The sequence below is a fragment of the Pseudomonas sp. PDM02 genome (assembly GCF_014852285.1).
GTDB lineage: Bacteria > Pseudomonadota > Gammaproteobacteria > Pseudomonadales > Pseudomonadaceae > Aquipseudomonas > Aquipseudomonas migulae.
This window is the reverse complement of sequence record NZ_JACVBL010000007.1, coordinates 234,832-255,207: the sequence shown is the minus strand read 5'-3', so window position 1 is coordinate 255,207 and position 20,376 is coordinate 234,832. Positions and strand designations below refer to the sequence as shown.

The 20,376-nt window shown below is 60.7% G+C and carries 18 protein-coding genes and 1 pseudogene; 14 read left to right on the top strand and 5 right to left on the bottom strand.

What is annotated here, in order from left to right:
• The 4 genes from IB245_RS14635 to IB245_RS14620 all read left to right on the top strand — a co-directional run bounded on the left by IB245_RS14635 (nt 1) and on the right by IB245_RS14620 (nt 3,153).
• A complete protein-coding gene (locus IB245_RS14635; protein WP_008029309.1) occupies nt 1-348 on the top strand; it encodes a DUF4389 domain-containing protein in 348 nt (115 codons plus the stop codon).
• Nucleotides 345-797, top strand: a complete 453-nt coding sequence (gene sixA, locus IB245_RS14630; RefSeq protein ID WP_192227931.1) for a phosphohistidine phosphatase SixA — start codon at nt 345-347, stop codon at nt 795-797. Before IB245_RS14635 ends, sixA begins: the two co-directional genes overlap by 4 nt.
• Nucleotides 798-1,009: 212 nt before the next feature.
• Nucleotides 1,010-2,677, top strand: a complete 1,668-nt coding sequence (locus tag IB245_RS14625) for an AMP-binding protein (RefSeq protein ID WP_192227930.1) — start codon at nt 1,010-1,012, stop codon at nt 2,675-2,677.
• A 32-nt stretch (nt 2,678-2,709) separates the two neighbouring features.
• Nucleotides 2,710-3,153 (top strand): hotdog fold thioesterase, encoded by a 444-nt coding sequence (locus IB245_RS14620; protein ID WP_192227929.1) that lies wholly within the window; start codon nt 2,710-2,712, stop codon nt 3,151-3,153.
• 51 nt (nt 3,154-3,204) lie between these two features.
• Here the strand turns inward: IB245_RS14620 and IB245_RS14615 are convergent, their stop codons facing one another.
• The gene (locus IB245_RS14615; protein ID WP_192227928.1) at nt 3,205-6,147 is read right to left on the bottom strand and encodes an RHS repeat-associated core domain-containing protein; all 2,943 of its coding nucleotides are present in this window, start codon (nt 6,145-6,147) and stop codon (nt 3,205-3,207) included.
• Between the two features lie 206 nt (nt 6,148-6,353).
• On the opposite strand from IB245_RS14615, the gene IB245_RS14610 reads away from it, so the two are divergent.
• The 5 genes from IB245_RS14610 (at nt 6,354) to IB245_RS14590 (ending at nt 10,663) form a co-directional block, all read left to right on the top strand.
• Nucleotides 6,354-7,160 carry an alpha/beta fold hydrolase gene (locus tag IB245_RS14610; RefSeq protein ID WP_008029305.1) on the top strand — a complete coding sequence of 269 codons (807 nt, stop codon included), beginning with the start codon at nt 6,354-6,356 and terminating at the stop codon, nt 7,158-7,160.
• Nucleotides 7,157-8,011, top strand: coding sequence for an alpha/beta hydrolase (locus IB245_RS14605; RefSeq protein WP_008029303.1), 855 nt, complete (start codon nt 7,157-7,159; stop codon nt 8,009-8,011). The genes IB245_RS14610 and IB245_RS14605 overlap by 4 nt, the downstream gene beginning before the upstream one ends.
• Nucleotides 8,012-8,061: 50 nt before the next feature.
• The gene (locus tag IB245_RS14600; RefSeq protein WP_008029301.1) at nt 8,062-8,721 is read left to right on the top strand and encodes a glutathione S-transferase family protein; all 660 of its coding nucleotides are present in this window, start codon (nt 8,062-8,064) and stop codon (nt 8,719-8,721) included.
• Nucleotides 8,722-8,729: 8 nt separating this feature from the next.
• A complete protein-coding gene (locus IB245_RS14595) occupies nt 8,730-9,536 on the top strand; it encodes a DUF4892 domain-containing protein (RefSeq protein ID WP_192227927.1) in 807 nt (268 codons plus the stop codon).
• Between the two features lie 71 nt (nt 9,537-9,607).
• The gene (locus IB245_RS14590) at nt 9,608-10,663 is read left to right on the top strand and encodes an AI-2E family transporter (protein WP_008029297.1); all 1,056 of its coding nucleotides are present in this window, start codon (nt 9,608-9,610) and stop codon (nt 10,661-10,663) included.
• Nucleotides 10,664-10,789: 126 nt separating this feature from the next.
• Here the strand turns inward: IB245_RS14590 and xopAW are convergent, their stop codons facing one another.
• The 3 genes from xopAW to IB245_RS14575 form a co-directional block, all read right to left on the bottom strand.
• Nucleotides 10,790-11,638 (bottom strand): XopAW family type III secretion system calcium-binding effector, encoded by an 849-nt coding sequence (gene xopAW, locus IB245_RS14585; RefSeq protein ID WP_192227926.1) that lies wholly within the window; start codon nt 11,636-11,638, stop codon nt 10,790-10,792.
• Nucleotides 11,639-11,774: 136 nt separating this feature from the next.
• Entirely contained in the window at nt 11,775-12,824 is a 1,050-nt protein-coding gene (locus IB245_RS14580) for a sensor histidine kinase (RefSeq protein ID WP_008041589.1), read from the bottom strand.
• Nucleotides 12,824-13,582: a response regulator gene (locus IB245_RS14575; RefSeq protein ID WP_008029291.1), complete on the bottom strand. Its 759-nt coding sequence runs from the start codon at nt 13,580-13,582 to the stop codon at nt 12,824-12,826. The genes IB245_RS14580 and IB245_RS14575 overlap by 1 nt, the downstream gene beginning before the upstream one ends.
• A 293-nt stretch (nt 13,583-13,875) precedes the next feature.
• Here IB245_RS14575 and pyrF point away from each other — a divergent pair, with 293 nt between their 5' ends.
• A complete protein-coding gene (pyrF, locus tag IB245_RS14570; protein WP_167362965.1) occupies nt 13,876-14,574 on the top strand; it encodes an orotidine-5'-phosphate decarboxylase in 699 nt (232 codons plus the stop codon).
• 114 nt (nt 14,575-14,688) lie between these two features.
• Here the strand turns inward: pyrF and IB245_RS14565 are convergent, their stop codons facing one another.
• Nucleotides 14,689-15,693, bottom strand: a complete 1,005-nt coding sequence (locus IB245_RS14565) for an NADP-dependent oxidoreductase (RefSeq protein WP_192227925.1) — start codon at nt 15,691-15,693, stop codon at nt 14,689-14,691.
• A gap of 236 nt (nt 15,694-15,929) precedes the next feature.
• On the opposite strand from IB245_RS14565, the gene IB245_RS14560 reads away from it, so the two are divergent.
• The 4 genes and pseudogenes from IB245_RS14560 to IB245_RS29370 all read left to right on the top strand — a co-directional run bounded on the left by IB245_RS14560 (nt 15,930) and on the right by IB245_RS29370 (nt 20,329).
• Entirely contained in the window at nt 15,930-16,691 is a 762-nt protein-coding gene (locus tag IB245_RS14560; protein ID WP_008041586.1) for an SDR family oxidoreductase, read from the top strand.
• Between the two features lie 182 nt (nt 16,692-16,873).
• The gene (locus IB245_RS14555; protein WP_192227924.1) at nt 16,874-18,256 is read left to right on the top strand and encodes a PLP-dependent aminotransferase family protein; all 1,383 of its coding nucleotides are present in this window, start codon (nt 16,874-16,876) and stop codon (nt 18,254-18,256) included.
• Nucleotides 18,257-18,364: 108 nt separating this feature from the next.
• Nucleotides 18,365-19,468 (top strand): annotated as a pseudogene (locus IB245_RS29375) (HAMP domain-containing protein); the annotation flags it as partial.
• Nucleotides 19,448-20,329, top strand: a complete 882-nt coding sequence (locus IB245_RS29370; RefSeq protein ID WP_411737737.1) for a methyl-accepting chemotaxis protein — start codon at nt 19,448-19,450, stop codon at nt 20,327-20,329. The pseudogene IB245_RS29375 and the gene IB245_RS29370, both read left to right, overlap by 21 nt.
• Nucleotides 20,330-20,376 lie beyond the last annotated feature (47 nt).

Genomic DNA, 20,376 nt, shown 5'->3' with positions numbered 1-20,376 from the left:
ATGAACGATCCGAAAACAGAAGCCCAATACGAATCCATCCTGCTGCGGGTGTTGTGGATGATCGTCTTCCTGCTGGTCTGGCAGGTGGCGCAGTTCATCCTCGGCGCCGTGGTGCTGGTGCAACTGGTCTATCGTTTGATCTATGGCGCCCCGAGCGCCAGCCTGATGAATTTCGGCGACAGCCTGAGCCAATTCCTGGCGCAGATCGGTCGTTTCGGCACGTTTCACAGCGACCAGAAACCCTGGCCGTTCGCTGACTGGCCGACGCCGCGTACACCGGAAGGTGAAGCGCCACACGTCGTGGCGCCTGCGCCGCATCCGGCCCGAGATGAGGAACCCAAGCTATGAAACTCTGGGTATTGCGTCATGGGGAAGCCGAGCCTTACGGCTCGCGTCCGGACTCCGAACGGACATTGACTGCCCACGGTCGTGAAGAAGTGCTGCGCAGCGCTGCACGGTTGATGGGGCAGCCCGTCACCGCGATCTATGCCAGCCCTTACCTGCGAGCTCAGGAAACTGCGCAACTGGTCCGTGAGGCTCTGGGCTTCGAGCCGGAAATTCGTACAGTCGACTGGCTGACCCCGGAAACCGACCCGGATAAAGTGGCCGAGCAGTTGGTGTCGGTGAGTGACGTCCTTTTGGTCAGTCACAACCCGCTGGTGGGCAACTTGTTGAGCTACCTGCAACATGGCGCCGGCTATCCACCGGAAAAAGTCAGCACCGCCGGCCTGGCCGAACTTGAGCATAGCGAGTTGTTGATTGGCTCGATGACGCTCAACAGCCTCAAGCACCCATAACACTTTTTGCTGCTTTTGCTTTTGTAGGAGCGTGGCTTGCCCGCGAAGCTTTTAGCGCCTTCAAGGGCCCCTTCGCGGGCAAGTCGGACCGCCGCACCGCTCGCTCCTACAGTGTTCGGCTGCAGTACTGATTTTTTGTAATGAAATAGTCAACCAAGCAATCGCTTGGTTGACTACGCTTGCTCCAGACCAAAAATAAAGGAGCGAGTCGCATGTCTGCTGCTTTTCGTTTGCCGCTGGACGTCTTCTACGAGCGCGAATCCCGTCATCCCCGTCAGCGCTTTCTGGTCCAGCCTACGGGTGGTGGCCAGGTCGAGACCCTGACCTGGGAAGACGTCGGCCATCAGGCTCGCTGCGCCGCGCACTGGCTGCGCGCCCGTGAACTGCCGCAAGGCAGCCACATCGCCCTGATCTCGAAAAACTGCGCCCACTGGATCATCGCCGACCTGGCGATCTGGATGGCCGGGCATGTGTCGGTGCCGTTGTACCCGAACCTCACTGCCGAATCCGTCGCGCAAGTACTCGAACACTCCGAAGCGGCGCTGGCGTTCATCGGCAAACTCGACGACTGGCCCGGCATGTCCCGCGGGGTCAATCCCGACTTGCCGACCATCAGCCTGCCGTTGCACCCGCCGGGTACCTTCGATTTCAGTTGGGCCGACCTGCAAGCCTGCTCACCGATCCAGGACGACCCCAAACCTGCCGCTGACCAACTGGCGACCATCATTTACACCTCCGGCACCACCGGCATGCCCAAAGGCGTGATGCACAGCTTCGGCAATCTGGGGTTCGCCACCACCCGTGGCACGCAGTTGTTCGGCCTCAATGAGTCGGATCGATTGCTGTCTTACCTGCCGTTGTGCCACGTCGCCGAACGCATGTTCGTCGAACTGGCGTCTATCTACACCGGGCAAACCGTGTTCTTTGCCGAGAGCCTCGACACCTTCCTGACTGATTTGCAGCGTGCGCGGCCGACTGCGCTGTTCGGCGTGCCACGCATCTGGACCAAATTCCAGATGGGCGTGTACGGCAAGATCCCGGCAAAACGCCTCGACTTCCTGCTCGGGCTGCCCTTCATCGGCAAACGGGTAGGGCACAAAGTGCTCGCCGGGCTGGGGCTGGACGCCTTGCGCGTCGCGTTGTCCGGCGCCGCGCCGGTGCCGCAGACGTTGTTGCTGTGGTACCGCAAACTCGGGCTGGACGTGCTGGAGGTCTACGGCATGACCGAAAGCTGCGGTTATTCCCACATCGGCCGGCCCGGCGACAACAAACCGGGCTGGATCGGCAAGCCTTGCCCCGACGTTGAAGTGCGGATCGCCGAATCGGGCGAGGTCTTGGTGCGCAGTGGCGCAACCATGCTCGGGTATTTCAAGGAACCGGAAAAAACCGCCGACACCATCACCGAGGACGGCTTCCTGCGCACCGGTGACAAGGGCGAACAGGACGCCGAAGGCAACCTGCGCCTGACCGGCCGCCTGAAGGAAATCTTCAAGACCAGCAAAGGCAAGTACGTGGCACCGGCGCCGATCGAAAACCGTTTGGCGGTGCATTCACGCATCGAGCAAGTGTGCGTGGTCGGCGATGGGTTGAGCGCGCCGCTGGGGTTGTGCGTGCTCTCGGCAGTCGGGCAGCAGGACGCCGGCGGAACCGCGCGTGCCGGCCTGCATTCAAGCCTGGAAAAACTTCTCGAAGAGGTCAACGGCGCCCTCGACAAACATGAGCGCCTGCGCCGGCTCGTTGTCGTCAAAGACAGCTGGGCCGTGGAAAACGGCTTCCTGACGCCAACCCTGAAGATCAAGCGCAACGTGATCGAAGCGGCTTACGGCCCCCGGTTCGAAGAATGGAGCGAGCATAGCGAAGCGGTGCTGTGGCAGGATTGAGTCACGAATAAAACCAACAAAGGATGTGTGCAATGAGTTTGTGGCGTACCACTCCCAACATCGAGCAGTTGAACGCGATCCAGAAAAACACCATCGGCGAAGTGCTGGATATCCGCTTCGAAGCCTTCGACGAAGAGTCCCTGACCGCGAGCATGGTCATCGATCATCGCACTCACCAGCCTTATGGTTTGCTGCACGGCGGTGCTTCGGTGGTGTTGGCTGAAACAGTCGGCTCCATGGCCAGTTATCTGTGCATCGATGCCAGCAGGTTTTACTGCGTGGGCCTTGAGATCAACGCCAACCATTTGCGGGGGCTGCGCAGCGGACGTGTGACGGCGGTGGCTAAACCGATTCACATCGGGCGCACGACCCATGTCTGGGACATTCGGTTGACCAGCGATGAGGGCAAGGCCAGTTGTGTGTCGCGGTTGACCATGGCGGTGGTGCCGTTGGGGGAAGCACCGCCAAGGCAGTGAAGACATGGACGGCGGACTGATGACACAGGGCGCGCGCCGGTCCGCTTCATATCAAGCTTCACGAAACAACCGATCCAGATGCAAGCTCCCTTCCCAATATCCGCGACCCGAAGGTGCTGTGGCGCAGTTTCGTCTTAATCGCTGATTCTCAAGGTCGGAATCCGGGGATAGAGAGTCCTTGATGAATCCTTTCTTCATCTGATTCGTGGCCAGAGCGCGGAACTCAGTGAAAAATCCTATTGCGTTACCGAGCGCTCCCCGTGCCACGGAAGACATATCAGAGGATATGAGCCCGCCCAACATACGGTTGATGGATCCCCCTATCGAACGTGTTACTGCACCTTGAAAGGTGCTCTTCCAACTGCTTGGCAGGGCTGCTTTGGTATTTTCGGAGTAATCGGTTGTTTCTGAAGGGTAGGGCTTCATGTAGGTCTCCAGAAACCCGTCCGCGTATTCTCCCACCGGGTTCAGAATTCCGCTGATCGGCGCGGGCAAAAAGGAGTTGAGTGCGCCGATGCCAGCTCGAATGCCCGCATATCCAATCGATGCCTTTGCAGCTGTTTTGAATTTGTCAGAGAAGCTGGCGCAGGCGTTGAATGTGATCTCGGGGCCCGCCGTGAACGCGTCCATTGTCAATTGGTAAGTCAATCCACCGATAACGGATGCGATGCGCCCGATCGCGTCACGATGGAGTTCCGGATCCGTACCTGGAGGTGGAAGCCCTTGTTCACTCCTCCATACAGGAATTGTGAAACCTATAGCTGCTGTCACGGCAACCATGGAGGCGACACCGTCATGTGCACCAGCGCTTTTTGTCAGTCCGTAGCCCGTGTAGCCGGCCGCGGCTCCTTCCAGAAATGAAGCGAGCATATGTAAGGTCAGGTTGTAGTCGTGGTTCGGTTCAATCAGTTCGAGCGCATAGCGCACTGCCAATTGCACCGTAAAACTGGCAGCCGCAGCTGCAAATCTGTGCATGCCGGCCGCCGACGCTGCGCTTAGACGGTTGGGGTCTACTTCTACCAAACCTTGCATATCGACGTGACGTATCGGATTACCACTGACCATGGCATACAGGTTCAACCCGGCTGACACTCCCGCTGGATCCGCACTCAGCCACCGCTGACACCAAGGCATGTAGTAGCGAAACCCGTAGTAATACAAACCCGTGGCATCCCGCTCCTGCCCCGAATAACGAATGGTTTTGTAACTGGCTTCCAGCTTGCTGCGCCCCGCCCACCAGCAGGTTCCACCGTACGGGTAGTAGCTTTCCCACGTGATCAATCTCGCAGCTTCATCCAGTTCGATGGTGCTGGACTTCAGATGATCGGTGAAGCTGTAGCGATGCTGGTCCTGGGGAATGTCTGACGCTGGTTTTTTCTCCCAATGAAGTACCTGCACTTTGCCGCGCCCGGCCTCCACCGTGATGACATGGAGGATTTCGTCAGCAGACGAGCGAATTTCCACACCCGGCAGGTAGCGGGTTTCGTGGGTGCGGGTCAACGTGCCGGTGTAGGTCTGACGGATCTTTCGCAGGCGTTGGCCGCTGCCGTCATAGAGGTAAATCTCGGTGTCATCGGGCTCGTCCTCGCGCACCACTCGATCGACCTGGCGCAATTGATTGCGCAGGTTCCACAGCAAGTCTTGTCCCGGTTGGAGGGTCATGCGGTTGCCGTTCAGGTCGTAACCGGCGGCAATGTCGTTGTCGTCGGGTAACTCGCCATTGGTCTTTTGAGGCAGGCTGCGATTGCTGGAAGCGGCGATGGCTGTATGTTCGGTGCGGCTGGCACTGTCGGCCTGATGCTGCATGACCTCCAGGTTGCCGGCGGCATCGTAGGTGTAAATACGCGTGTAATTTTCCAGTTGCCCGGGGTCGGGCGCAGATTGGAACGCCGGTAACTGCGGCCCGCCGCCGGCATTGCGAAGCTGTCGGCCGGTGGCGGCTATCAGTCGGTAAAGGCTGTCATAACGGTAGCGATGGGTGTGTTCGATCCGCTGATTGCGGTGATAGCGAGTCGGGTCGGCAGTGTCGGTCAGGCCAGTGATATTGCCTGTGGCGTCGTACTCGTAAGTCAGGTCCTGGATCGCAGGTTGATCTGGCACGTAAGCCTTCAGATGTTCCAGGCGCCCGTCTTCAGGGCGAAAAGTCGCACACGAAACAACGCCATTCCCTGCACGTTGCCGCTCGACTTGACCGAAAGCGTTGTACTGGATGTCACTGACCAGGGTTTTTTCCTCGGTCTGTCCAGCCAGTGTCAGGCGAACTTCTTTCAGCTCGGCTGCACGGGTCTGAATGAACGCTTGAGTATTGCCTTTTGCGTCGGTCTGCCTGATGGGGTCGCCCACGGCGTTGCAGTGAAGGCGGGTGATCGCTGGATCATCCTCCAGAAAACCATCGCGTTCGCTTTCCGTCGCGGGCCAATCCACGGACCAATGCGGATCTTCGACAAAAGTACGGCTGTGTTGCAGCGGTGTGCCGCCAATGCCGAACGAGAGGTAGCGCAAAGTGCCTGCGGTGTCGTCCTGGCGAATCAGTTGGCCACACCGGTTAAGGCTTTCATCGGCGCTGGCAGCCGCGTAGGCAAACCTTGCGATGCAGCGTTGCGCTTCACCGTGGGCGCTCTCGAATGAAGCGATTGGCCGGCGCTGCCCGTCGTAGTGCAGGCGGCTATGGGTGAGCTTCTGATCCCATCCTTCGACGCCTTGTCCGTCCTCGCCGAGCAAGCCCAGGCGCCAGCCGGCATCACTGTTTTCGGACAACAACAGGGCGCCCGACAGGCTGAACACGCTGATTTGATTGGCGGCGCTCTGGCCTGCCTGATGTAAACGAAACAACCGTGGATCGCGGCTCAGCACGGCACGCCCGGCAACATCGTGGACCTGCTGGGTGATGCAGCTTTCGACTGCAGAATTGTCGCGGCGGTGATACGCCACGGCACGCACACCCAGACCGCGGGAGTCGATCACTGCAATAGTGGGCGTGTTGGCGTGGGTCATGACAGGCATTGCCTGAGGCTTGGCGACAGTGCTCTTATCCGCGTCATGAGGATTGACTGTCAACTGTCATAAATAACAGGTCCGCCCCAACGTGCCGCTCATAGCCACGGCACGACTGTCATCATTCCTGGCAGTTACGGTCATTGCGGTTCCCGGTGGGCTTGCGGACAATCGGGTTCTGTTTTTCGTTTGATGGAACGACCGGTATGTCGCAGCAGATATTTTTCGCCCACGCCAATGGGTTCCCCTCCGGGACCTACGGCAAGTTGTTCGCGGCGCTGGCGCCCGAGTATCAGGTGACGCATCTGGAGCAGCACGCCCATGACCCGCGTTTCCCGGCGGATGACAACTGGCACAACCTGGTCGACGAGCTGATTCATCACCTCAAGCAACAGGCGGAACCGGTGTGGGGCGTCGGCCATTCCTTCGGCGGCGTGCTGCACCTGCATGCGGCATTGCGTTGTCCCGAGCTGTATCGCGGCGTGGTGATGCTCGATTCACCGGTGCTGACCCGCGCCGATCAATGGGTGATCCTCGCGGCCAAGCGTTTCGGTTTTATCGACCGCCTGACCCCGGCCGGCCGCACATTGGGGCGTCGCGAAGAGTTCGCCGATATCGAGAGTGCCCGCCGTTATTTCGCCGGTAAAACGCTGTTCCGCGGTTTCGACCCTGAGTGTTTCGACGCTTACCTGCAGCACGGCCTGCATCAGGTCGGCGACAAACTGCGTCTGCGTTTCGACCCCGCCACGGAAATCAGCATCTACCGGGGCGTGCCCCACACCAGTCCCGGTCGCGCACGGCAACTGAAAGTGCCGCTGGCGGTGGTGCGAGGGCACAAAAGCCGCGTGGTGATGCGTCATCACGCCAATTCTGTCGGGCGCATGCCGTTGGGCGAATCCCTGACCATGCCTGGCGGCCACATGTTTCCCCTCGAACGTCCCCAGGACACCGCCACGCTGCTGAAAAACCTGTTCAGCCGCTGGGACGCTCGTCATCAGCAGGATTGCGCATGAACCATGCCGTCGAAGAAGTCCGCCTGAGCCTGCCGCACATTGAGCTGGCGGCGCACCTGTTCGGCCCCGAAGACGGTTTGCCGGTGATTGCCTTGCACGGCTGGCTGGACAACGCTAACAGCTTTGCCCGGTTGGCGCCGAAGCTCAAAGGGCTGCGCATCATTGCGCTGGACATGGCCGGTCACGGTCATTCCGGGCATCGCCCGACGGGTGCCGGCTACGCGATGTGGGACTACGCCCATGACGTGCTGCAAGTCGCCGAACAGCTGGGCTTGAAGCGTTTTGCGCTGATGGGGCACTCCATGGGGGCGATCGCTTCGTTGATCATCGCCGGGTCGCTGCCGGAGCGGGTTACGCACCTGGCCTTGATCGACGGCATCATTCCTCCTACAGACAAAGGCGAAAATGCTGCCGAGCGCATGGGCATGGCCCTGCAAGCGCAACTGGACCTGCGGGAGAAAAGCAAACCGGTCTACAACACCCTGGATCGCGCCATCGAAGCGCGTATGAAAGGCCTGGTGGCGGTCAGTCGCGAGGCCGCCGAACTGCTGGCGCAACGCGGCTTGATGCCAGTGCCGGGCGGTTACACCTGGCGCACCGATAGCCGTCTGACGCTGCCATCGCCGCTGCGTCTGACCACCGAACAAGCCATGGCCTTCGTCCAGCGCGTCAGTTGTCCTGCGCTGCTGGTCGTCGCGGCCGACGGCATGCTCGCCAAACATCCCGAGTTGCTGGAGCGTCTACCCTTTAGCCGTGAACAGCTGCCTGGCGGTCATCATTTGCACCTGAATGACGAGTCCGGTGCCGACCTTGTCGCAGACTGTTTCAATCGGTTCTTCGCCGTTCCTTGACTTGCGCCGGGCAACTGTCGAGGCTGGGCGGGTTGAAATGGGAGACAACCATGATAGATCTCTACACCGCTGCGACCCCGAATGGCCACAAGGTCTCTATCGTGCTCGAGGAACTCGGCCTGCCCTACACGGTGCACGCCCTGAGTTTCGACAAAAAGGAACAGAAGTCCGCGGACTTCCTCAAGATCAACCCCAATGGCCGGATCCCGGCGATTGTCGACCGTGCCAACGGCGATTTTGCCGTGTTCGAATCCGGCGCCATCCTGATTTATCTGGCAGAACTGAGCGGCAAGCTGTTGCCCAAGGACCCGAAGGGGCGCTCGGTGGTGTTGCAGTGGCTGATGTTCCAGATGGGTGGAATCGGTCCGATGCAGGGCCAGGCCAACGTGTTTTTCCGTTACTTTCCGGAAAAGCTCCAGGGCGCCATCGACCGTTATCAGCATGAAACCCGACGCCTGTATGAAGTGCTCGACACGCGCCTGCAAGACGTAGAGTTTCTGGCGGACGAATACAGCATTGCCGACATCGCGACCTATCCGTGGGTCCGTGGTCACGAGTGGTCCGGTGTGGCAGTGGACGGCTTGTCGGCCTTGCAACGCTGGATGGCGACGATGGCGGCGCGTCCGGCGGTGCAGCGCGGTTTGCTGGTGCCCGAGCGCATCGACGACGCCAGTGTCGTCAAGGGTGCCCAGGCCATGCTGATCCGATGAGCCTGTCCATGCGATCACTCAGTCTGCTAATGCTGTGTTGTTTCAGTCCTTCGCTGTTTGCCGCCGATGTGCCGGGCAGTCAGGACCTGCCGATCGTGCCGCGCCTGGCCGACTCGCAGATCGTCGACTTTCGCCCCACGGCTGAACTCGAACGGATCTACCCGCTGGGTTCGATCCGCAAGATCAGCGGGCAGTTGCGCTTCGACGGTCAGGTCAGCGCCCGCGGCCAAACCACCTCGGTGACCTACGAGCTGCCTGCGGAGCATTCCTCCACCGAAGCCTTCACTGCCGCTCGCGAAGCCTTGCAGAAGCAGGACGCCCAGTTGCTGTTCTGGTGCCAGGCCCGCGATTGCGGCGAGAGCAGCCTGTGGGCCAATGAGGTCTTCGGCAATGCCAAGCTCTATGGGGCCGACGATCAGCAGGCCTACCTGTTGTTGCGTCTGGCGGCGCCGCGGGACAACACCCTGGTGGCGCTCTACAGCATCACTCGCGGCAATCGCAAAGCCTATTTGCACGTCGAGCAGTTCGACGCCGCAGCACCGCTGGGTGATTTGCTGCCGACTTCCGCCACCTTGCTTCGAGAGCTCAAGAGCACCGGCGAGCTCGATTTCCCCAAGCTGACCGGCGACCCTGACGATACCTGGCTGCGTCTGATCTCCCGTGGACTGAACCTGGACACCACGTTACGGGTCAGTGTGTCCGGGCCGAAGGCCGAAGCCTGGCGCCAGGCCCTGATCGGCCAGGGGGTGCGTACGGCCAGGATGGAAACCGGCAGCGTCGAAGGCTCTGGCCTGCACATCGAACTGTTGCGATAAGCTGTGGCAGGCGGACGTGCTTGCCGCGTTCGCCTACTCTTATTGGCTGACTGACTTTTTTCGAGACGTGGATGATCAATAACGATCGACTGTTGGTGCAGATCCTGCTGCTGGTGCTGTTTGGTGCGAGCTTCTGGGTGATGGCGCCGTTCTGGTCGGCCATGTTCTGGGGCGCAGTGCTTGCGTTCGCCAGTTGGCCGCTGATGCGCTTGCTGACCCGTTGGCTCAATGGGCGAGAATCCCTGGCGGCGGCATTGCTGACCCTCGGCTGGATGTTGCTGGTGGCGGTGCCGCTGGTGTGGCTGGGTTTCAACCTCGCGGACCATGTACGTGATGCCACGGCGTTCATCAAGGACGTGCAGATGGATGGCCTGCCCGAGGCGCCGACATGGCTGGGCAGTATTCCTTTGGTGGGTGCGCGTCTGGTGGTGATCTGGAACAGCATCGATCAGCAGGGCGCGGCGATGATGGTGTCGCTCAAACCTTACCTGGGGCAGGTCGGCAACTGGTTGCTGGCGCGCAGCGCACAGATTGGCGGCGGCATTCTCGAGCTGACACTCAGCATTGTGTTCGTGTTCTTTTTCTACCGGGACGGGCCGCGTTTGGCGGCGTTTGTCCATGGGCTGCTGCAACGGTTGATCGGTGACCGCGCCGGTTATTACATCGAACTGGTGGCGGGTACGGTGCAACGGGTGGTGAACGGCGTGATCGGGACTGCGGCGGCGCAAGCGGTGCTGGCGCTGATCGGCTTCCTGATTGCCGGGGTGCCGGGGGCGCTGGTACTGGGCATTGTCACCTTCTTGCTGAGCCTGATTCCCATGGGGCCACCGCTGGTGTGGATTCCGGCCACGGCGTGGCTCGCCTGGAAGGGCGAATACGGGATGGCGGTGTTCCTTGGAATGTGGGGGACGTTCATCATCAGTGGCGTCGACAACGTGCTCAAGCCTTACCTGATCAGTCGTGGCGGCAATTTGCCGTTGGTGATCGTGCTGTTGGGCGTGTTTGGCGGGTTGATTGCGTTCGGGTTCATCGGCCTGTTTATCGGGCCGACGTTGCTGGCCGTGGCGTACAGCCTGTTGACCGACTGGAGCAAGAGTCAGGCGCGGGTGGAAGATCGCCGACCGTGAGTTTTTGTGTTGAGGCGAATGACCCCTTCGCGGGCAAGCCTCGCTCCTACAGGTATTGTGTCGCTCACAAATGCCCCGAACGACACAATACCTGTAGGAGCGAGGCTTGCCCGCGAAGCCTTTGCCTTAGCTTGTAACGTTCAGGTACTTGCCTACCGTCGCCACCTTGTCGAGCGAGTACTGCTTGCTCAGGTTGGCGATCATTTTATTCAACGCTTCAGTCACGTTCGCCTGATCGGTGGCGCTGTTGCTGTTTTTCTCGCGACCGGCCTGCAGCGCGGCTTCCAATTCATCGCTGCTGACGCCGCCACTGCTGTCGCTGTCCAGCACCTTGAGCAACGCGGCGCTGGTGTCGCTGCTGGTGGTTGAAGTGCTGCTGGCCTGCAACGCACTGCTCAATTCGCCGGCGCTGACACTGCCATCGCTGTCCGCGTCGAGTTGGCTGAACAATTCGTCACTGGACACCTGTTGCGGAGGTGGCGGCGGCGGGGCGAGGCTGGCGGCGAGTTCGTCCTTGCTGACGACGCCGTCTTCGTTTTTATCCAGCGCCGAAAAAATCTCTGTGCTGTCGGCACTGCTGCCGGCGTTGGTCAGGCCGCTGCTCAGCTCATCGCTGCTGATGGCGCCGTCACTGTCGGTGTCCAGTGCGCTGATCAGCGCGTCGGCCAGTTCGGTGTTGGGTGCCTGATCACGCGGTGGTGGTGGCGGTGGTGCCATCGCAGCCATTTCTTCGCTGCTCAGGCTGCCACTGTCGTCACTGTCCAGATCGGCGAAGTTCTTGCTCAGGCTGACCAGCAGGCCGTCCTCGGTTTTCTGTGACAGAGCGCTGGTGAGCTCGTCCTGATCCACCGAACCGTCGCTGTTGGTGTCGAGCCTGGCGAGCAGTTCTTTCTGGAATTGCTGGCTGCGAGCATTGCTGGTTGTGGTGCTGCTGGTGCTGGTATAGCTCGTGTAGTTGCTGACGCTACCGATCATTGGGCTCACTCCCTGGAATGGAAAACCGGTGGGTGCACCGGCTTATGCAGCCTCAAGGAGCAAGTTGTCGTAGGTATATGGGGTTTGTACCGATTGGTACACACAGGTCTTGGGTCAGGCTCAGAACCTGTGGGGCTCAGGTGCGGGGCAACCAGATAACGGCGGTCAAACCGCCACCGGGAGTTTCTTCCAGATTCAATTGCCCACCCAATCGTTCAGCCGCTTCACGCGCAATGGTCATGCCCAGACCGACACCGCCGGAGTTGCGATTGCGCGAACCTTCCAGGCGGAAGAACGGTTCAAACACCGCTTCACGTTTATCTGCCGCAATCCCCGGCCCATGGTCGATGACCCGGATCACCAGGTGCTCGCGATTGTCCTCAAGCACGACCTGCGCCTGCCCGGCATAACGCAGCGCGTTATCCAGCAGATTGTTGATGCATGAACGCAGGGCCATCGGTTGAACCTGCAGTGGTGCGCAATGGCCGCTGGCCTGGACATCGGAGCCCTGGTCCTGGGCGTTTTCACTCAAGGATTCGACCAGCGCCTGCACGTCCATCCACTGCGGTGCCTCACTGGTGCGCTGCTCGTGCAGATAGGTGAGGGTGGCGTCGAGCATGCTGATCATGTCGTCCAGATCCTGGCGCATCTGGCCTTGCAGCTTGTCGTCGTCGATCTGTTCCAGCCGCAGCTTGAGGCGTGACAGCGGCGTGCGCAGGTCGTGGGACACCGCGCCGAGCATCCGCGAACGCTGCTGCATCTGTTCGATGATGCGTTTTTGCATCAGGTTGAAGGTGTAGGCCGCTTGCCGGGCCTCCCGTGGGCCGGACTCATCCAGCGGCGGGCTGTCGAGGTTCTCGCTCAGGCGCTCGGCGGCGTCGCTCAGGCGCTGGATCGGCCGACTCAACAGTTTGGCGCCGTACCAGGCGGCGATGATCAGCGAAATCAGCTGGAAGGTAAGTGGCACCAGCGGCCCGCCGAACCATGGCCGTGGTGGCCGGTTTTCGAAACGCGGGTCCGGCGGCGGGCGCGGTCCGTCGAAGCCTTGGGCGAACTCGGGCGGGGGCGGCGGCGGAGGTGGGCCGTAATGATGAAACCAGGCAAACGCCAGCAGATGCGCCAGGATGATCGCCACCAGCAGCACGCCAAACAGGCGACCGAACAGCGTATCGAAGCGCGCACGCATCAGCCGATGTCTCGTGCGTCGAACAGGTAACCCTCGCCGCGAACGGTTTTGATCAACTGTGGGGCTTTCGGGTCGTCCCCGAGTTTCTGGCGCAGACGCGAGACCAGCAGGTCGATGCTGCGATCAAAGGCTTCTATCGAACGACCGCGCGCCGCATCCAGCAATTGTTCACGGCTGAGCACCCGGCGCGGACGTTCGATGAACACCCAGAGCAAGCGGAACTCGGCGTTGGACAGCGGCACCACCAGGCCATCCGCCGCGATCAACTGGCGCAGCACGCTGTTCAGGCGCCAGTTATCGAAGCGAATATTCGCACGTTGTTCGGTGCGGTCGTCGCGCACCCGACGCAGAATGGTCTGAATCCGTGCGACCAGCTCCCGTGGTTCGAACGGTTTGGCCATGTAATCGTCGGCGCCCAGTTCCAGGCCGATGATCCGGTCGGTGGGTTCGCAACGCGCGGTGAGCATCAGGATCGGAATGTCCGATTCGGCGCGCAACCAGCGGCACAGCGACAGTCCGTCTTCGCCGGGCAGCATCAGGTCGAGCACCACCACGTCGAAATGCTCCGCTTGCAGCGCCAGGCGCATGGCCGCGCCATCGGTGACGCCGCTGGCGTGGATGTTGAAGCGGGCCAGGTAGTCGATCATCAGTTCGCGGATCGGGACGTCATCGTCGACGATCAGGGCGCGAATGCTCCAGCGTTTGTCGTCGCCGGGCGCTTTTTGATCGTCGTTCACAGGTGCGTGGGTGTTGTGCATGCGTGCGTTCATCTGCCAGGTAGGCTGCCAACCACAAAGATGGGCTGCGAGGTTGTGGCTTCAGCATAGGCGTCCGGCCCGGAGGCGGGAAGTGCTGTAAGGACGTGTTGCGGCTGCCGAGGGTAGCGGGGAAGGGTGTTGTGGGCGTGTCGTGAGTGTATCGGTCTCGACACAATCGGTGAAAGGGCTAGGCTTGGCTGAGCGCCGACGACGATTTACCGATCATCGGGTCCCGCAGCCGCGCTGGTTCCGCTACAATGCGCGCCGATTTCGTCCTGCCTGAGAGCCCGCACATGTCCGTCTGCCAGACTCCTATCATCGTCGCCCTGGATTTCCCCACCCGTGACGCCGCACTGAAGCTGGCCGACCAGTTGGACCCGAAACTGTGCCGGGTCAAAGTCGGCAAGGAACTGTTCACCAGCTGCGCGTCGGAAATCGTCGGCACCTTGCGCGACAAGGGTTTCGAAGTGTTCCTGGACCTCAAGTTCCACGACATCCCGAACACCACCGCCATGGCGGTAAAAGCCGCGGCGGAAATGGGCGTGTGGATGGTCAACGTTCACTGCTCCGGTGGTCTGCGCATGATGGCGGCTTGCCGTGAAGTGCTCGATCAGCGTACCGGCCCGAAACCGCTGCTGATTGGCGTGACCGTGCTGACCAGCATGGAGCGTGAAGATCTGGCCGGCATCGGTCTGGATATCGAACCGCAGGAACAAGTGTTGCGCCTGGCTGCGCTGGCGGAAAAAGCCGGGATGGACGGTCTGGTGTGCTCGGCGCTGGAAGCCCAGGCCTTGAAATCGGCTCACCCGTCGTTGCAACTGGTGACCCCGGGGATTCGTCCGGCGGGCAGCGCCCAGGACGATCAGCGCCGCATTCTGACGCCGCGCCAGGCGCTGGATGCCGGTTCCGATTACCTGGTGATCGGCCGTCCGATCAGCCAGGCGGCGGATCCGGCCAAGGCGTTGGCTGACGTAGTAGCCGAAATCGCTTAAGCGGCGCCTGCTAAAACCATTCGCGGGCAAGCCTCGCTCCTACAGGTCAGTGTCGTTCGCGAAGTACGTGCACGACGTGATACCTGTAGGAGCGAGGCTTGCCCGCGAAGCTTTTTATACCTTCAACACCAACTTGCCGAAATTCTCACCGCTGAATAACTTCATCAGCGTCTCCGGGAACGTCTCCAGCCCTTCGACAATATCTTCCTTGCTCTTGAGCTGCCCCTTGGCCATCCACCCGGCCATTTCCTGGCCGGCCGCGGCGAACTGTGCGGCGTAGTCCATCACCACAAAGCCTTCCATGCGTGCGCGGTTAACCAGCAGCGACAAATAGTTGGCCGGCCCTTTGACTGCTTCCTTGTTGTTGTACTGGCTGATGGCGCCGCAAATCACCACCCGTGCCTTCAGGTTGAGACGGCTCAGCACGGCGTCGAGAATATCGCCGCCGACGTTATCGAAATACACGTCCACACCTTTCGGGCATTCGCGCTTGAGGCCGGCGACGACGTCTTCGCTCTTGTAATCGATGGCACCGTCAAAGCCCAGTTCATCGATCAGGAACTTGCACTTGTCCGCGCCGCCCGCGATGCCGATCACGCGGCAGCCTTTGATCTTGGCGATCTGCCCGGCAATGCTGCCCACCGCACCCGCAGCACCCGACAGCACCACGGTGTCACCTTCCTTCGGTGCGCCGACATCGAGCAGGGCGAAGTAGGCCGTCATCCCGGTCATGCCCAGCGCGGACAAGTAACGTGGCAGCGGTGCCAGTTTCGGATCGACTTTATAGAAGCCGCGCGGCTCGCCGAGGAAGTAATCCTGCACACCCAGGGCGCCGTTGACGTAGTCCCCGACCGCAAACCCCGGATGGCTGGACGCCACGACTTTGCCTACGCCCAGTGCGCGCATGACTTCGCCGATACCGACTGGCGGGATGTAGGACTTGCCCTCGTTCATCCAGCCACGCATGGCCGGGTCCAGGGACAGGTATTCGTTTTTGACCAGGATCTGACCCGTGGCCGGTTCGCCGACCGGGACTTGCTGATAGGTAAATGTCTCGCGGGTCGCCGCGCCCACCGGACGTTTGGCGAGCAGGAACTGGCGATTGGTCTGGGTAGTCATGACAGGCACTCAAGATGAATGAAGCCTTGTTGATAGACCTTCATGGACGACCCCGCAAGTTTGGCTGATGCGGCGAATGCACATCGATCCAGTGCAGTGATAGTCGGTCTGGTGGTTTTATCACTGCAACTCATGGTCACTCAACCGGGCTTCTGATAGTGCTGCCGCGTGGGTCGTGCCTGTGGCTAGACTGGTCGCACGCTAACCTGCACATTCTTCACTTCGAGGGCATCACAATGAGCATGACGTTTTCCGGCCAGGTCGCTGTAGTCACGGGCGCCGCCAATGGTATCGGCCGCGCGACCGCCCAAGCGTTCGCCGCCGAAGGGTTGAAGGTGGTGGTGGCCGACATGGACACCGCAGGCGGTGAAGGCACCGTGGCGCTGATTCGTACGGCGGGCGGCGAAGCGACCTTCGTGCGTTGCAACGTCACCCTGGAAAGCGATGTAAAAAATCTGATGGACGAAGTGGTGAATACCTACGGCCGTCTCGACTACGCCTTCAATAACGCGGGCATTGAAATCGAGAAAGGCAAACTGGCCGAAGGCACGGTCGACGAATTCGACGCGATCATGGGCGTCAACGTCAAAGGCGTCTGGCTGTGCATGAAGTATCAGCTGCCGTTGTTGCTGGCTCAGGGCGGTGGTGCGATCGTCAACACGGCTTCGGTGGCAGGCCTCGGTGCCGCGCCGAAGATGAGCATCTATGCGGCGTCGAAGCACGCGGTGATCGGCCTGACCAAATCGGCGGCAATCGAATACGCCAAGAAAAAGATTCGCGTGAACGCGGTATGCCCGGCGGTGATCGACACCGACATGTTCCGCCGCGCCTATGAAGCGGATCCGAAGAAGGGCGAGTTCGCCAGCGCCATGCACCCGGTGGGTCGCATCGGCAAGGTCGAAGAAATCGCCAGTGCCGTGCTGTACCTGTGCAGCGACGGTGCCGCGTTCACCACCGGTCATTCGCTGGCGGTGGACGGTGGCGTCACGGCGTTCTGAAGCCGGGCCATGCACCGCAAGAAAACCCGCCACGTGTGCGGGTTTTTTTTTGCCTGGGGAATGGCTCGGGCAATGTGTTTCAAATGGTTAGATCCGTGAGTTTTGGCGGCGTTGTCGCACAGCCCATCCCGCGTTGCTGTGATTAACTGTTTTCCGCGAAACAAACAGGAGTTTGCTTGCTCATGGAATTGAGAATCGATCGACAGGCAATGGTGCCGGTCGTACAGCAAATCGTCGACGCGCTGGCTTGCTGGCTGCGTCATAGCGAAATAGAGGCGGGGACGCGTTTGCCTTCTGCGCGGCAAATCGCACGGGTCAACTTGCTCAGTCAGACCAGCGTCGTTGAGGCCTGTGAGCGGCTGGTGGCCCAAGGCATGCTGGCGCCACGTCATGGCGCGGGGTTCGTCGTCGCAACCCCGGCGTTGGTCGCTGCGGACTCGCCGTGGTCAGAAGGTACAGAGGTCAATTCACGCAGCAGGGAGGGTGAGCTGCCGCTGGGGAGTGGCGGGCTTCCCGAAAGCTGGCGTGAAACCGACGACCTGAGCTACGCGATCCGTGAGGTCAGTCGCACGGACATGGCTGCGCTGTTCAACTACAGCACGCCGTTGGGTTTGCGGGCGTTGCGTCAGCAAATCCTCAAGCGCCTGAGGCTGCTGGATATCGCCGCAGAAGAAAGTCGAATCATGACAACCGCGGGCGCCAGTCAGGGGCTTGACCTGATCGTGCGCACCTTGCTCAAGCCAGGTGATTGCGTGGTGGTAGAAAGCCCCGGTTACTCCTTGCTGTTCGAGTTGCTCAGGCTGCGGGGTGTCAACATGCTTGAGGTGCCGCGCACGCCGCGCGGGCCGGACATCGAAGCGCTCACGGTACTGCTGCGGGAGAACAAGCCCCAGGCATTGTTCATCAACAGCTTCTATCAAAACCCGACGGGCAGCAGCTTGGCGCCGGCGGTGGCGGAGCGGGTCCTGCAACTGGCGAAAACCCATGGCGTGTTGGTGATCGAAGACGATGTCTACGCGGACTTGCACAGTGGCCCGGGCGTGCGGCTCGCTGCCCTGGAGACCGATGACAACGTGATTTACCTCGGCAGCTACTCCAAGATTCTCAGCAGTTCGTTGCGGGTCGGCTTTGTAGTGGCTGGCGCGGATGTCATATCGAGACTGGCCGAGGTCAAGAGGATCAGCAGCCTGGGTACTTCCGGGTTTTGCGAGTCGGTGCTGGCCTGCCTGTTGGCGAGCGGTGCCTATCGCAAGTTGGTGCTGCGCCTGCGGCAGCGTCTGAGCGGTGACCGAGAGGCCGCATTGCAGATGCTGGAAGACGCCGAGTGGGAGGTCTTCGGCAAACCCGTCGGGGGCCTGTTCATCTGGGCGCGATCGCGCAAGTCCGACTACGCTCACCTGCGGATTCAGGCTCGACGCCACGGTGTCCTGCTGTCTTGCGCGACAGCCTTCAGTCCCGCCGGCGAAGCCGGTGACTGGCAGCGTATCAATGTGGCCTATGCCTGTGATCCGCGAGCCCGGGCGTTTTTTCAGGCCACCGCTTTGAATCGACCTCAAGCGTTCTGAAAACGACGTTGGCGTAGCTTTTTGCCATTATTCCGACGCCAGAGACTTGTGTTGACACAGGCCCGTTGCGAATCTGCGTTAACAGACTATGTCAGGGGACTAAGTGCAATGATTTCGGCCGTGCAAGGACGTTTTGCCAACCTCGGTATGGCAAAAAAACTGGGTGTCGGGTTTCTGCTGGTGCTGCTGTTGACAGCCCTGGTGGCGGCCATCGGCGTATGGTCCCTGCAAACCATCAGCCAGCGCTTCGACGGGCTCAAACAGATGTCGTCGCTCAACAGTGGCCTGCTCAAGGTGCGGTTGCTTGAGCAGGAATACGCCTTGCACGGCAACCCGAAAATCGTCACTGCGTTGCACGAGGGCGTTGAAGGCCTGGTCGTCCTGGCGAATCAGCTCAAGGCGCAATCACCGGCCAACGTTCCGGTGATGAACGACGTCGAGCAATCGCTGGGAGCTTATCGCAAGGCGTTTGACGAATTTGTCTCGCTGAGTCAGGCCAAGGACCTGGCGCTGGAAATGGCCAGTTGGTCGGTGTCCAGCGTGGCCAACAACCTTGATGTGTTGCAGGCCGGTCTCGCCGACGATGGCGCTTATACCTTGAAGGACTCCGAGGGCAAGGACGGCAGCCAGTTCATCGAACAGGCCAATCAGGTCAGCCAGGTGTCGCGGCTGATGTTGCAAGCCATGAACGAGGCGCGCGTGCGTCTGGACCAGAGTCGCAAGGGCGATGACAGTGCCAGCCAGGGCAAGATCGAGCAGGCCGACCAGGCGCTGGCTCAGGCCGAGCAGTTGAAAACCACGGTCAAGGACGAGGGCTACCAGACGGTCCTGAATGAGGTGGTTGGGCACATTGGCGGTTTCAGCGAAAAACTTGCCGAGTACACCGGCCTGCTGGCGCAGGAAAAAACCGTCTATGAACAGCTGCATCAACGCGCCGCGCAGGTGGTGGAGCGGGTGGATCAGGCCTATGTCGCCGAAGACCAGTCGATGCAGGCCGAGCTGAAAAAGAATTCGCTGCTGATTATCGGTTCATCGGCCCTGGCCTTGCTGGTCGGGCTGATCGCGGCGTGGGTGATTACCCGATTGATCGTGGGGCCGTTGCGCAGTGTGATCCGTGTGGCTCAGCAGATTGCCGCGGGCGATTTGAGTGCGACGGTTGAAGTGACCCGCCGGGACGAGATCGGCCAACTGATGCAGGCCATGCAGCAAATGGGCGCGGGGCTCAGCAGCATTGTCAGCGGTTTGCAGGCGGGTATCGAGCAATTGGCCAGTTCCGCGCAATCACTGTCGGCGGTGACCGAACAGACCAATCTTGAAGTCAGCAGTCAGAAAGAAGAAACCGAGCAGGTCGCAACTGCAATGAACCAGATGACCGCCACCGTGCATGATGTTGCACGTAACGCGGAAGAAGCTGCCCAGGCTGCGCAGACGGCGGACGACAAGGTTGAAAGTGGCCAGGTGGTGGTGCGCCAGAGCATGGCGCGGATCGAACAGCTGGCCGATTCGGCGTCCTCGGCCAGTTCCAGCATCGAGAGCCTGAGTGCGGAGATCCAGAATATCGGCACGGTGCTCAGCGTGATCAAGAGTGTGGCTGAGCAGACCAACTTGTTGGCGCTGAACGCGGCCATCGAGGCGGCACGGGCCGGCGAGCAGGGCAGGGGGTTTGCGGTGGTTGCCGATGAAGTGCGGGCGCTGGCGAAGCGGACTCAGCAATCGACCGAGGAGATTGAGCGTCTGGTCAGCGCCTTGCGTTCGGCGGCGCAGTCGTCGGTGCATCAGATTCAGAGCAGTGGCGAATTGGTGAAACTGGCGGTCAGTGATGCGCTTCAGACCGAAAGTGCCTTGGGCAGTATTGCTGCGGCGGTGTCGTTGATTCAGCAGATGAACCAGCAGATTGCAGCGGCTGCCGAGGAGCAGAGTTCTGTGGCTGAGGAGATCAATCGCAGTGTGACCAGTATTCGTGCGAGTGCGGATCAGTCTTCGTTGGCGATGCAGGGGAATGCGGCGTCGAGTATCGAGTTGGCGCAGTTGGGGGTTGAGTTGAAGGGGATGGTCGGGCATTTCCGGCTCTGATCGGTATGGCCCTTGTAGGAGCTGGCTTGCTGGCGATGGCGGCCTGA